The organism is Pseudomonas sp. V98_8, from assembly GCF_029967975.1.
In the GTDB taxonomy this organism is placed as follows: Bacteria; Pseudomonadota; Gammaproteobacteria; order Pseudomonadales; family Pseudomonadaceae; genus Aquipseudomonas; species Aquipseudomonas umsongensis.
This window is the reverse complement of record NZ_JASCAE010000045.1, coordinates 39,219-52,727: the sequence shown is the minus strand read 5'-3', so window position 1 is coordinate 52,727 and position 13,509 is coordinate 39,219. Positions and strand designations below refer to the sequence as shown.

Below are 13,509 nucleotides of genomic sequence, written 5' to 3'. Positions count from 1 at the left end.
CCCGCCAGTGCTCAATCAGCGTCCGCCTGCTCAGGCAGAAGACCTTTGAATGCGTTCAAGTAGCGGTTGTAAGCATCAACCCGATTTTCGATTACCGACGCGGGCAACCGCTCGAACGAAACCGGAGTACCGCCTTCGACACGGTAGGTCAGGCCCAACTCATTCACTGACGTCCACTGGGCAAAGGCTCCTGTTTTATAGAGCTTGTTGATTTTTATCTGCCTGAACGTGTTCGGCTCGGAAACAGCGGGTAACGGCGTCGGACCGGGCGGGATGTCATTGACAAACGCGTATTCGGCGATGGCCGGACCGGGCTCCAGTGTCTGCATTGGCGGCATTTCAAACTCGAAGCAGCCCTTGCTGGCCAGATGCGCCGAAGGGAATTCCGGCCAGGAATCGGCGACGACCAGTGCTTCGGGATTGCTCAAGTCATCGCCAATGACCACATATTGATGGTCAAGCTCGGTGGCCTTGACGATGTGAATACTGGAGGTCCGGGGCTGGCTGGCAAGTATCGAAAACGTCACCTTGGAGTTTTCCGAGCAATTACCGCCCTTGATCTCAATGGCTTTACGCGCGGCTTCAGCGACAGTCAGCTTCGCGGTGAAACCGCCTTCCTGCAGGTTCATCTCCCGCAGCCCCTTGATCTTCGCTATTGCCGAACCACCCTTCTCCCACATGCTCGGCAATTGGTTGCCGGATAATGGGATGAGCTCCTTGGCGCGGCAGATAGCCTGTTGCGCCAACTTCAAGTCGCCCATGGTTCGCGGCGAAACCTGGATCGGTTCGTCGGACGTCGCTACGTTTTTCGACAGTTGGTTGCCATAGCTTCGCAAGTCCGCCAGTTTCGGGGTTAGCGCTTGCGCGCTTTGCTGAACCGAACGCAACAGCGCCTGATACTCGTCGGCCCGTCCGGTGCGCTCCAGATTTCTCGCATTCATGGCCAGGTTGCGCCTGGATTCTTGCAGCGGGATCAGGCCCTCCCGGGTGAACATCTGCTCGATCAATGGCGTGAATTGCTCGTCCGTCATCAGCTTTTCCAGGTCCGGCAAGGCTTCGATGCTCTGCACCACGTTGGCATTGGCTTGTGCGTCCCCGGCTGTGTTGGCCTCGAATAACGCCTGCCACAATGAATGAAAGTATTCATCAGGAAAGGTGTCGTGCATCAGCTTCAAGCCACGCAAGTAGTCATACCTGTCGAACGCCGAAACGGAAGGATGAAAGGCTCCCACGACGAGTTCCGGATACAGATCCGCGACCTCCTGCAACGTGGCGGCCTCGCCTTCTCCAGTCGGAGCGCCGCCACGCAGGCGCATGACCCGGGGGTCGAAAGTGGATGGGGCAAGAACGGGCAGCTCTGAAAGTATCTGGCTTAGTCGATACGGCTTGAGTGCCCGGTTGCCAATTGCCTCTTTCAGTTGCCGCCCTTGTCCTACGCCCATGTTCAGGGCGTTGCGCTCGGCATTCGGAAGCGCTTGCAAAATCGACGAGTAGAAGTCTGCAGCAGTGCCCAACAGGTTGCCTTCATCGTCATAAGCCTGGAAGGTCAAGTCTTCGCGCTCGACGAGGGTGCGTCGAATCGTGGCGCTTTCCTTGCCGATGCTGTCGAGCAAGGCTCCCCCAAAATCGAACCGGCAAACATCTATTTGCACATCGGGATTCCAGCCGGGGAGGTTTTCCAGTGAGTGCAAGACCAGCCTGCGGGTATCGGGATTGTCGACCGAATCCAGATACAACCCTTCATAAGCACGGGCGCTGCGCACATCCCGAAGAGCCCATTGCGCGAGGTTTTCAAGTCTGTCGGACAGCTTTGCTTGCGCGATATCCCGCAATTCCGAGTCAGTGGCAATCGCCAGTAACTCTTGCGCAACGGTGCCCGGCAGACCTGGCACTCGGTCCTGGATATTTCTAACCGAGTCACTCTTGGCGCTTCGGGCCTTTTCGAGCTGACGGTAACGTACGTCGAATAGCGATGTTTGCCTGTTTTTTGCCTGTTTCGCCAGTTCAAGCCTCAACTGTCGGGCATTCGCGTCGATGGTAGATTCCGATGCGCCTGGGGCCTGGCCCATCAGCAATTTTGTATCAGCCTGATCAAGATGGGATAACAGCGTTTTAAGCAAGTCACCTTCGATCAAGCGATCCTTTCGTATCGTTACGGGTGCAGCGTCGGCCTGACCTATAACCCTCAGAACTTCGCCATCGGCCCCTGTCAGTTCGATTGCCGAGCCGGGCCACAGGCCGTCCAGCAGCTCAAACTGAAAGGCAGGGTCGGCCTGTAAATAATCCTGCGGATGATCACTGCCAATCTGTCGGATAAATGCCTGGATATCCTGGTCGATCTGGAAACGCGTCACCGTATCGCTCAACAAAGGTAAAGCGCGCTCCTTGTCGACATACATTCGACGGATCGCATTGACATCGCAGCGACTCACCGTGCGAATGTCATCGAACGCGTCGATCAACTTTGCCATTGGCTGGCCGAGTCGGGCCATCAAGGTATGGTCATCCCACAAGTGAGGCTGCTCACCCTCGATGACGAAGGCACCTTCTCCATTACTCTCGACCATGGGTTGATAGGCGTCCGGCCGGGTTGGGTGCTGCACTCGATGCTTGCCGGTCTTCGGGTCTTTCTTGAGTTCGAAGTAGCGCGTATCGAGATTGAGAATTGACTTGCCTTCGTGCCGATGCAGCCAGTGTTCGTCAGGCTTTGAATCGGCGGACAACGCCGGATTGCGCTGATAGGGTTCAAGGTTCTGTCCCCACAGCCGCTTGTCACCGTTGGCCAAAGTGACAGGCTTGGCCCCTTCGATGAATGATGAGAGCTTGGGCAGCGCCACCTCTGAAACAAGGTTCATACCGGCACCGAACGTACCCAGCTGGATCAGACTTTCAACGAAGCCTATCAAGTGCTCGGCGCCTTCCAGATAAATCCCCTCAGCCAGATCGACGACGCCTTCAATCACTTCGCTTGCCAGCTGATAGACCATGTAGGCCATCATGACTTCGCCCAGAAATGGCACGAACGGCGTCACCACCAGCAACGCGGCGTTGAAGATATCGGCCAGCATCTTTGTCAGGTTATCGAACCAGGCTTGACGCTCTATTCGATCGGCATCGGCAGTGGAAATCACCATCTCCCGTGCGTCGTTGAGGATTTTGTTTTGCTGCACCTGGTAGAGATACACCCACAGGTCGCCATTGAAGCGGGTTTCGGTATCGTCCTGAAATTTCAGCGTACCAAGATGAAGGCGCGGGTTTTCCACCGCAGTTTCACGCCAGACGGGCCGATCCACGCCCCATTCCTTTTCATGCTGCCTGATCTCGACGAGGCGACTGTTGAGCTCGGCAAAGAAATGTCCGCGTTGCTGATGAGCAACGAAGCGGCTGAAAAATTCCTGGTAACTGCGTTTGGAGGGAAGGCCATCACGCGTAGGGGTCGAGCTGGCGTCGCGCAACTGGCGGGTCAGCTCAAGCACGAACTCTTGCATCGACGCATATTCTTTCAATGGATGCTCAGGGTCGTGAGGTACATAGGTAATGAGTCGCCTCCCGACAACGGGCGCATCCAGATCACCGGCGATCAGCACGATGCCGTGCATGCGGGTGTCCAGCACCGTCAGGTGATAGTAACGAACCGGCAGGCCTTGCAGCTTCATGCCTTGAAGCCCTTCAAGCATGCCCTTGACCACCCGATAGCCGTGGGCTGAAATATCTTTGCGCATCAAGGCCAGGTCGGTGGCGGCGTTCAGCGCGGCCTTCTGGCTCTTGATGATTTTGTGCTGCAACACCCCTTGGGCCAGGCCATCGGTGGGGCGCAAATACTGTTCGAGATGTTTTTGGTATTGCGCGCCAAGATCCAGTTCCCGACTCAGGGTCTTGAACTGCTCAATAGACATCCTGTTTCTGATATTCAGTATTTCGAAACGACCCAGCTCATCCGGCTTTGAAATAAACTGCGAGTCAGGAAGCAGCACTTCATGATGTGCAAAGTTATGCAAAGCCGCATCCAGCATTGAGACCGTGCGAGAGCCGGCTCCCCGCACAACGCTGGTCGCCCACAGGGGCACACTTGTCGGAGCGAACAACTTCAGATATGTACGCCTGACATCGACATCAATTCCGTATTGTGTTTTCAAGGCCTGAATCAGCAACGGCTCGGCAAACTCGTAAACATCCTGCAATTGCGCCAGCATGCGGTCGACATCATTTTGCGCATGCCAGCTTGTTGTCATGGAATTTTTCAAACTGCTGTGTAATACCGCAGGCGCGTCCTTGCTCCACTGAGGAATACCGCAAAGACCCAGCTTCAGCGCACTCACTCTTTTCAACGAAGCGCCGGCCACCCATGTTGGCACAGCCCTTTTTATAAAATCATGATGGATACTTTTTTCTTGCCTGATGGGTTCTGCCTGCTCGCGAACCAGAACTGAATGCTCCATGCCTGATCACTCCATTACGATCTAGTCAATTCAGGCTGGAGCATACCGCGAGACCAAAAAGCTTCATGGCGTACATTTCAGACAAAACATGTGTAACGCCCCGCAAGTAAGTCCGTACCAGCAAACAACTACGATTGGTTGATCACGCAGAAATACCTGGAAAACTTACATGCATAACCTTCACGTAAAACCACCGTCCCGACCATCAAAACCCCCGGTGCCTGCGATAATGTTCCGGCGTGCAACCTGCCTGGCGTTGAAACATTGCGATAAATGCCGAGCCGGTGCTGTAACCCATGTCGAATGCGATTTCCTGAATGCTGCGGTGGCTGTCCAGCGCTTCGATCGACGCCAGAAATCGTAACCGCTGCCGCCACTCGCCAAAACTCATGCCCAACTCCCGGATGAATTGCCGCGCCAGGGTGCGTTCGCTGACATGGATGGTCGCGGCCCAATGCGCTAATGGCCGGTTGTCTCCCGGCCCTGCCTGCAAGGCCTCCAGAATGCCGTGCAAGCCAGGACTGCTGGCGTACGGCAAGTAGCGCTCATGCACCGGCGCCTGTCGAAGTTGATCCACCAACACTTGGGCCAGGCGTTTGTCGGCTTCATGCTCGGGGATCTTTACATCGCGAGCGGCAAAGTCTTTGAGGATCGCTTTGAGAATGTCGCTTATCGCCAGCGTGCAGGCTTGCGCCGGCAGATCACGGCATACCGGCGCAGCCAGGCAGACCGCACGGTAGTTGATCGGCTGATGACTGTAGAAACTGTGCTCGGTCTGCGGCGGCACCCATATCGCGTATTGTGGCGGTGACATGAAGCGGCTGCCGCCGATGTCCATGCGCAGTACGCCATGGGCCGAATACTCCAGGGTGCCCCAAGGATGACGGTGAGCCGAGGCGTAGCGATGAGCATCAAAGTCGGCGTAGCGGAAATACACCGGGGCAGGCAGCTCACTGAAATCCAGTAGATCGATGGGTTTACTGTTCATGCTGTCCGTCATGAGGGGCAGGTTGTCTGGATTGAAGTATAGGCAGTTAGCCAGACAGAGGATAATGCCCCCCCATCAACGTTCTGGTTTTTCCCATGCAATACGCTTATCCCCTGCTGGCCATTTTCATCTGGGCCGGCAATACCGTGATCACCAAAATGTCGGCCGGGGCGATTTACCCTGCCGAGATCGGTTTCTACCGCTGGCTGCTGGCCGGCTTGCTGTTCACGCCCTTCATGCTCAAACCTGTCATTGCCCACTGGCCCTCGATTCGCCCGAACCTGGGCAAGATCTTTGTCCTCGGCGTGCTCGGCATGGCGGTGTACCAAAGCCTGGCGTACTTCGCCGCCAGCCTGACCTCCGCGACCAACATGGGCATCATCCTGTCATTGATGCCGCTGATGTCGCTGGCCATGGCGATCATCAGCCTTGGCCAGCGCCTGACCATCGGCGCACTGGCGGGGGCGGTGTTGTCGTTTGCCGGCGTGTTGGTGGTCGTCTCGTCCGGCAGCCTGGGTGTGCTGCTGGAACATGGGGTGAACCTGGGGGACGCGATGATGCTGATCGCCACCCTGGCCTACGCGATCTACAGCACGTTGCTGAAAAAATGGCAGCTGCGCTTGCCGCCATTGGTGTTGCTGTATTTGCAGGTACTGGTCGCGGTGGTGGTGTTGTTTCCGATGTTTCTCGCCTCACCGAAAATCGGCCCGACCCTGCACAATATTCCCCTGGTGCTTTACGCCTGCTTGCTGGCCTCGATGGTCGCACCGCTGGCGTGGATGCAAGCCGTGGTGCGTCTGGGACCCAGCCGGACCACGCTGTTCTTCAATTTGCTGCCGCTGATTACCGCGCTCATTGCAGCGGTGGTGCTGCATGAGCAGTTGGCGCTGTACCACCTGGTGGGCGGGATGTTGACGCTGGGCGGGGTGATTCTCTCCGAGCGCTGGACGACGGTATTGGGTTGTAAGGCCAGTGTGGCCTGACGTGGTCTAGACCCCGGCGGCTTTCAAGCGGGCCGCATGTTCGACAAACAGCCGGATCGGCTCTGCCCCCTTGCCCACCAGCCCCAACGACTGGTTGACGATGTCGAAGTGGTCCAGCGGGTACTCGTCGCCAATCACGGTCCCGAGGTGCGAGCTGTAACGCCCGACCATCCCGTCGCAATGCCCGGCCTCGCGTACGAAGGTTTTGGCAAACAACCGGCAACTGCGGTTGGTGCCATCGAACAGGTTAAGCCCACGATTGGTCTTGCCCGGCTGCAAAGTGCCGGACCAGGAGTAGTAACGCACACCGTTCACCTCTTCCGGTCCGTGCCCGCCCCAGGTATCTGGCAGCCCCTGTGGAAAACGTTGATTGAACCGTGCCACGCCTGCAGTAGTGAGCGAATGATGGGACGCAAGGATATCCACCGGCAACTTCGGTCCGCGATAGCCGGTCTCCAGCAGGCTCATCAGCGTTGCAACGCACCGTACCAGAAAGATCACCAGACGCCCTCCGACGCTGTCATGGGGATACTGTTTGTGCAGATAGTCGGCCAGTTCCGAACCATGATTAGGCCCGGCCACCGAGGTCACCGAGGCGACCAGATCCGGGCGTTTGGCTGCCGCGTAGCGCGCGGTCAACGAGCCCTGGCTGTGCCCTAGCAAATTTACCTTTTCAGCTCCGGTCTCACGCAGAATCTCTTCAATGCGCGCCAACAATTGCTCGCCGCACACTTCGCTGGAATTGAGCGGCGAGACCTGCACCGCAAACACCACCGCACCACCCTGGCGCAAAGCCTCGGCGATCCCGTACCAATACGGATAGAACACCAAACGGATAAACCCGAGCATTCCCGGGACCAGCACCAGCGGGTAACGCGTGGCCGAATCTTGCGACATGGGCGAACATCCTTGTGATCGGTGAGGTGACGCCTGGCGATTGCAAGACTTCCGCCAAGCTTCGCCAGCGAACATGACAAACCGACGACCAGTCTAGGTCATCCGCCCTACTTCAGCCCCACCACGCCGGCCACGATCAGCCCGACCGACAGCAGTTTGACCGCTGTCAGGCTCTCACCCAGCAAGACAAAGCCGAGAAACACCGTGCCCAGCGAACCGATGGCGGTCCAGATCGGGTAGGCGATGCTCACCGGCAATTCGCGCATGGCCAGGGTCAGGAAATAAATCCCGCCCACTGCCGCCACAACAGTCATCAGCGATGGCCAGGGCCGGGTGAAGCCCTCGGCGTACTTCATGCCCATGGCGAAGGTGACTTCGAACCCGGCGGCGATCAGCAAAAACAGCCAGGCCATCTAGAACTCCCTGGCCAGGGCCAGCAAGCGCTGCTCCGCTTCGGCGGCAGAGACTTCGAACGTGCGCGCCTCGGACTCCTCGCCTTCGGCAGCGATCACGGTGACATCGGTGATGCCGATGAAACCCAACGCCGTGCGTAGAAGCGTATCTGCATGGTTCATCGCCTCCAGCTCGCCGCCCGGGCCAAAGCCAAATCCGCCGCGACTGGTCACGATCAAGGCCTTTTTGCCCTGCACCAATGGCTCATACTGCGCGATACCGTTATCCAGGGTGTGATTGAAGGTCAGCCCCAGCCGCACGATCTGGTCGATCCAGGCTTTCAGGCCGCTGGGCACGCTGAAATTGTGCATGGGCGTGGAAATCACCAGCACGTCGTGCCCGAGCAACTCCTCGACCAGCGTATCGCTAAGCGCCAGGTCCGCTTGCATCGACAAGGGACGCGCGTCGGGTTCGGGGTAGAACGCGGCGGCCACGAACGCCTCGTTGACCGGTGGAATCAACGCTCGGCCGACTTCGCGGCGGGTCAGTTTCGATTGGGGGTGACGGGCCTGCCAGGCCGATAGAAAGACTTCCGCCAAACGCCGGGAGTGCGAACGATCACCCCGTGGACTGGCATGAATCGCAAGAACTGTACTCATCTGACTCTCCTTGGGATTAAACTCAAACTGCATGTGGCTCGCAGCTTGGCGCTTACAGCCGCACCCGATCAACTGAACAAAAATCAGTCTGGATGAATCCATTTCATCCATGGAGATTGCATGTTTGCCTCGTTGCCATTAACCGCCCTGCGCGCATTTGAATCCGCCTCACGCCTGTTGAGTTTCAAGGCCGCCGCTGAAGAACTGTCAGTCACTCCGACGGCGGTGTCCCATCAGATCCGCTCGCTGGAAACCTGGCTCGGCGTGCAACTGTTCGAGCGGCTGCCACGCCAGGTACGACTGACCGAAGGCGGCGAGCGTTTGTTCCACAGCCTGCATGGCGCCTTCCTGGAAGTGGCGCAAAGCGTCGACACCCTGCGCCCCCATCGCAGCGGCACGAGCCTGACGATCTCCACCACCGCCGCCTTTGCCGCCTTGTGGCTGGTGCCGCGTCTGGGGCGTTTCTATGCCCGACACCCCAACATCAGCCTGCGCCTGGACACCCATTGCGAGGTCATCGATTTGCATCAGGACGCCAGTGTCGACCTGGTGGTGCGCTACAGCCTCGATGACTATCCGAACCTGTACGGCCTTTGCCTGTTCGACGAGTCTTTCGGCGTTTACGGCTCGCCCGAGCAAGTGGCCCTCGCTGCCCGGCACACGCCCACGCCCACGCTGATCAGCGTGCACTGGCATAATTCCAAACTCTACGCCCATGGCTGGGAGGCCTGGTGTGCACAGTCCGGCGAAAACTGGCTGGCGGGCCAGCCCATCGTGCGCGAATACGATGAAGAGCATTACGCCCTGCAAGCGGCGATTGCCGGTCAGGGGCTGGTGCTGGCGAGCAATATTCTGGTGTCGGAAAGTGTCGCCAGTGGGTTGCTTTTGCCTTATCGGGGCGACGTGCAGGTGGACGGCGCCGGTTACAGCGCCCTGTGCGTGCCGGGGCGTGAGCGACATCCGCCAGTCCGGGCGTTTTTTGCGTGGTTGCGGGAAGAGGCAATGGTATCCGGATATGCCTTGTCGTAAGTAACGTCAAGCGCTGTTGCAAATTACCAAGAACTTCATAGTTTGCAGCACCTAATACAAACAGCCTCACACAAAAGCTGGAAATATAGCGCCTTCCTTTCAGCACCACCGTTTTAGTCCACCCTCAAAAACCAGAAGTTACAATGAGTCGATAGACTTCGCCAAGGACGCAACTATTATAACAACTACAACCCATCGGTTGCTTATATAACCCAAGTAAAGGAATACTTATGTACATTGAAGAGCGGCTCGAATTCATCGAATCCCTGGCCCCCCTCGCACCCCTGCCAACCCTGATAACACGGTCCTTCGCCAACCTTGAAAATGAGCAAGGCGCGGTCAAACATGATGAAAGCAAACCAACCGCAAGCGTCATGCCGGATACAATTAATACGTTTTTCCCTGGTATATCCACAGAGATTATTGACGATGTCAACCTCTGCAAGCTAGTCATGCAGAATGCTGCCTCCAAGAAATACCCTAAGGAGGAGCAACTTTCGGATTGGTATAAATATTATGTTGATGGTTTGAGCAAACTGGGCTGGGTCATTCAAAACAAGCAATTAAAGGATGTCACTATCAAAAGAATCGGCCTCACGATGGACCAGATTGCCGTGGAGATCGTAGCAGGCTTGCTGGGTCCACAAGCCGCGTCCACACTGGCATATGTCGCACAAAAAGCGCTGGTAGAGGTGAAGAAAGGCCAACGGACAATAGAGATCTTCAATAGTAATAAAGATACCGGCAAAACGAACAAATTCGAAATTGCTCCCGTCTTCCTGGACGCTAGCGGGCAGCCGAACATGGTCCTTAACTACGTGTCCATGAACGCACAGGAAAGCACCCGGGGCATTCTGTTCTGGAAATCGACGAGTCAGTCCACCTCCATTAAATCAGGCGCGACGCGCGCCTATCTGGACAGAAAGGTTTTCTCCCGCCTGAGTGACTCGCTGTATGACAAATTCACCGAGGCAGGAAAAAAATACATTATTGACCTTCCGGACTTTTAATATTTCATGATGTTTAAATCGGCAATACACTGCCGATTTAAACATCTATTCGCGCGCTATCCTCTCAGCAGAATTCACCATGAACAAAAATAACCTTGACGCTTATCTGAGCAACGGCAACATAATTTTATTCTGCGGCATGCACTCTGACAGTTTTAAAAACGATATCTTGCACTCCACGCTGTACGCGAGTCTCTTGGCGACAAGGGCAGGCAAGGACCAGGAGGCGTGGTGGCAAACATACACTCAAATCCTGAACAGGTTTGGCTGGACCCTCAACAGCCGGGAAGTTCGGCATCTTGATTTCCGTGCCGCACGTTTGTCCAGCATCGTCATTGAATGCACGGGAAACGCTCTCTCGGAAAAGGAAGAGCAAGCGCTGCTCAGCTTCTTTTCTGATTTGGAAACACTCCCGGCAAACGCCTCGGCGATTGAGGCTCTCATCGCCAGGCTTCAGGCCAACGCTTACGATAGTACCTGTCATATTAAAGACGCTGACAGCAAAGACCAACTCGTCTCAACTGCAGTCTTGTTGACCATCGTGCGTAGCAATAAAACCTTGTTGACCGTGCAAATCTCCTTCGAGGCCGGAGAGGAAATTACAACTGACATTTTGAATCAACCTGTACTCACGACAATCAAGAATGGGAACAGTAATATTCGTCTGTTACGCAGTTCACTGGATGAACGTCAATACAGTCAGTTCAGAGAGCCCCTCATCAACAAATTGGGCAACAAATTGCAAACCGACTTGTTTCATTTCAACGCTTCACCCAGCGCGAATTGAAAGAGTGGAACAACCCGTTGTTCTAATCGCTCCCGAAGTCCGAATCGTGAGCGATTAGAGCAATTTCAGCGTCAACTCAGTTCTTTACCGTCTTGGGGGCCTTGCCCGCCTTCATCTGCTCCAGTAACGGCGCGCACTGGTTCGGCTCTCCCCCGCTCGGCGCCACCAGCGCCAACAGCCCCGCCGCCGGCGCCGCAATCACACCGAGCGCAACCATTCCGGCCCCACGCAACATCAAGGGGACGGCTTTCACCCCGGCGTCTGGCTTGATGAATTTACCCCGCACATACAGCGGCGAACGCAGCGAGATCAACCGCCAGCCCTTGGATTCCGGCGTGATAGTCAGGTCCAGTTGCTCGGTGGCCATGTTCGCCGTGCCATCGATGTAGACGATCGCGTTCTCGGTATCGAAGACGAACAGTTGCGTAGTGGCCAGGCCGGCCTTGATATCGAAGTCGGCAGCGGCGCAGTTGATTTTCACTTCCTTGTCGCCAAATATCTTGCCGACCACATAGTTGCCCACGTTCAGGCCCGCCAGTTCCATCAGCTCGCGACTGATGGCGCCGTCGTTGATCAGCATTTTCAACCTGCCGTTGGCGCTGCCCAGCAACTTGGCCACCGAATTGCCGCGCCCGGTGATGTCGGCATCGCCATTGAGTTCGCCGAAGCTGGTTTTCATCGGTTCGAAGGTCGGGAACAACTGCTTGAGCTTGAAACCCCGAGCGGTCAGTTTCGCCTGCCCTTCCAGCGGTTCGGTGCGCCCGTTGAGGCGAATCTGTGCATCCAGCTTGCCGCCGGCCACGCCGAAGCGCAACGGTTCGAGACTGAGCACGCCATCGGTGAGCACCAGGTGGGTGTAGAGGTCGTTGAACGGCAACTTTTCGCTATGAACGATGCGCTTTCCAGTGAATTCGACATCCGCATCCATATCGCGCCAGCGATCGGTCTTGAACTCCTCGACCGGCAGTACCTTGTCCGCCGGCTGCTTGCTCTCGCCGCCGCGGGCTTTTTGCTTGGCGTTGGAGTCGGCACCAATCAATGGGGCCAGGTCGGCGAACAGCAATTGATTGGATAGCAGCGACCCGCTGAGTTTAGGGCGGGGCTGGCCGGCGACGTAAGCCAGGCTGCCATGGATGTCGCTCGAGCCGATCGTACCGTTGAACGCTTCATAACGAAATACCGCACCGCCCGGCTCATGCAGCTTGGCAATCAGATGGCCGTCGGTGGCATACGGCGGCGTATCCGGCAGGGTCACGCCGGTCAGGGGATAGAGGTTGCCCAGGCTGGTGCCAGCCAGTTTCAGGCGTAGATCCAGGGCGCCCAGATTCATCGGATCGGTCAGCGTGCCGGCCAACTCCACGCTGGTGTCGCCGATCTTCGCTTGCGCCTGCAGCGGAAACGGCCGAGCCGCGTCCTGCAGCGCCAGCAGCCCACCGATTTTGCCTTGTCCCGTGAGTTTCTGAGCGTGGTACTGGCCTTTGACCTTTAGTGCAAACGCGTAATCCTGCGGCGCACTGCCCTGCCCGGAGGCTGTTTTCGCCGTTTTGTCGCCAACGATTTCGCTGAAGGGAATCGGCTTGCCCAAGGGGTCGATCAGCAGGTCCAGTTGGGTCTTCAGGTTCTGGTCGTCAAGAGTGACATGTCCTTTGTCGAAGCCGATCGCCCCGATTTCCACTACCCAGGACGAAGGCTCGGCGTTCGGGTCTTTCGGGTCGAACTTGAAGGTCCAGTTGGCACGACCGTCGGCCAGGCGCTGCAACGCGGCGTTGGGTTCGGTGAGGTCGATGCGCGGGATTACCACACGCTGCGCCAACAAGGCCAGCGGCGAAATGCGCAATTCGACGCGCTTGAGGCTGGCCATCTGCGGCGCCTTCGACCAGTCCGGGTTGCCCAGGCTCAGATCCTCGGCCACCACATGCGGCCAGGGCACCCAGGCACGCCAGCCACCCTCGTCGCGCTCGCGCTGCCAAACCACCGCCAGATTGCCGTTGATCGCGAATGGGCGGTGCAGTTCTTCGGATACTTTGGCATTGAGGGACGGTTTGATCCGGTTCCAGTCGAAGAACACGATGACCAGCACCAGCACGGCCAGCAGGACAACAAGGCTGGTCACGATCCAGGCGAGAATTTTACGAGTGCGCGTCATTGCACAGAGCTCCTGATACGACTGAGCGTCACGATCGCGATGCTCAGTGGAAACGCGGGGCCAGAACCGGCCCGTCATGGAATCTACGACTGGCAAATGGCCCGCAGGTTTAATTGAAAATCCGATTTTGCCGCCGTTGGCGATTGAACATGGCGCCCCTCCTCCCGGACAGCGTTAC

At 57.1% G+C, this 13,509-nt stretch carries 10 protein-coding genes; 4 read left to right on the top strand and 6 right to left on the bottom strand.

The annotated features are described in order from the left end of the window. Positions 1–11: 11 nt before the first annotated feature. Entirely contained in the window at positions 12–4,439 is a 4,428-nt protein-coding gene (locus tag QLG10_RS14325) for a DUF6543 domain-containing protein (protein WP_282487572.1), read from the bottom strand. Positions 4,440–4,644: 205 nt separating this feature from the next. Then, complete coding sequence (locus QLG10_RS14320) at positions 4,645–5,427, bottom strand: helix-turn-helix transcriptional regulator (RefSeq protein ID WP_282487571.1); 783 nt, start codon at positions 5,425–5,427, stop codon at positions 4,645–4,647. 95 nt (positions 5,428–5,522) lie between these two features. On the opposite strand from QLG10_RS14320, the gene QLG10_RS14315 reads away from it, so the two are divergent. After that, entirely contained in the window at positions 5,523–6,410 is an 888-nt protein-coding gene (locus QLG10_RS14315; RefSeq protein ID WP_282487570.1) for a DMT family transporter, read from the top strand. Between the two features lie 6 nt (positions 6,411–6,416). Here the strand turns inward: QLG10_RS14315 and QLG10_RS14310 are convergent, their stop codons facing one another. The 3 genes from QLG10_RS14310 to QLG10_RS14300 form a co-directional block, all read right to left on the bottom strand. Continuing rightward, positions 6,417–7,307 (bottom strand): triacylglycerol lipase, encoded by an 891-nt coding sequence (locus tag QLG10_RS14310; protein ID WP_110753283.1) that lies wholly within the window; start codon positions 7,305–7,307, stop codon positions 6,417–6,419. Between the two features lie 107 nt (positions 7,308–7,414). Continuing rightward, positions 7,415–7,720, bottom strand: coding sequence for a multidrug efflux SMR transporter (locus QLG10_RS14305; protein ID WP_110753284.1), 306 nt, complete (start codon positions 7,718–7,720; stop codon positions 7,415–7,417). Then, the gene (locus QLG10_RS14300) at positions 7,721–8,359 is read right to left on the bottom strand and encodes an NAD(P)H-dependent oxidoreductase (protein WP_282487569.1); all 639 of its coding nucleotides are present in this window, start codon (positions 8,357–8,359) and stop codon (positions 7,721–7,723) included. Between the two features lie 120 nt (positions 8,360–8,479). Between QLG10_RS14300 and QLG10_RS14295 the strand changes: the two genes are divergently transcribed. From QLG10_RS14295 to QLG10_RS14285, 3 genes are all read left to right on the top strand, one after another. Beyond that, on the top strand, positions 8,480–9,388 hold the full coding sequence (locus QLG10_RS14295) for a LysR substrate-binding domain-containing protein (protein WP_282487568.1): 909 nt from the start codon (positions 8,480–8,482) through the stop codon (positions 9,386–9,388). A 230-nt stretch (positions 9,389–9,618) separates the two neighbouring features. Continuing rightward, positions 9,619–10,398, top strand: a complete 780-nt coding sequence (locus tag QLG10_RS14290) for a hypothetical protein (protein WP_110753287.1) — start codon at positions 9,619–9,621, stop codon at positions 10,396–10,398. A gap of 79 nt (positions 10,399–10,477) precedes the next feature. Further along, complete coding sequence (locus tag QLG10_RS14285) at positions 10,478–11,185, top strand: hypothetical protein (RefSeq protein ID WP_282487567.1); 708 nt, start codon at positions 10,478–10,480, stop codon at positions 11,183–11,185. Between the two features lie 76 nt (positions 11,186–11,261). On the opposite strand, the gene QLG10_RS14280 is transcribed toward QLG10_RS14285, so the two are convergent. Further along, positions 11,262–13,331 carry an AsmA family protein gene (locus tag QLG10_RS14280; RefSeq protein WP_248678257.1) on the bottom strand — a complete coding sequence of 690 codons (2,070 nt, stop codon included), beginning with the start codon at positions 13,329–13,331 and terminating at the stop codon, positions 11,262–11,264. Positions 13,332–13,509 lie beyond the last annotated feature (178 nt).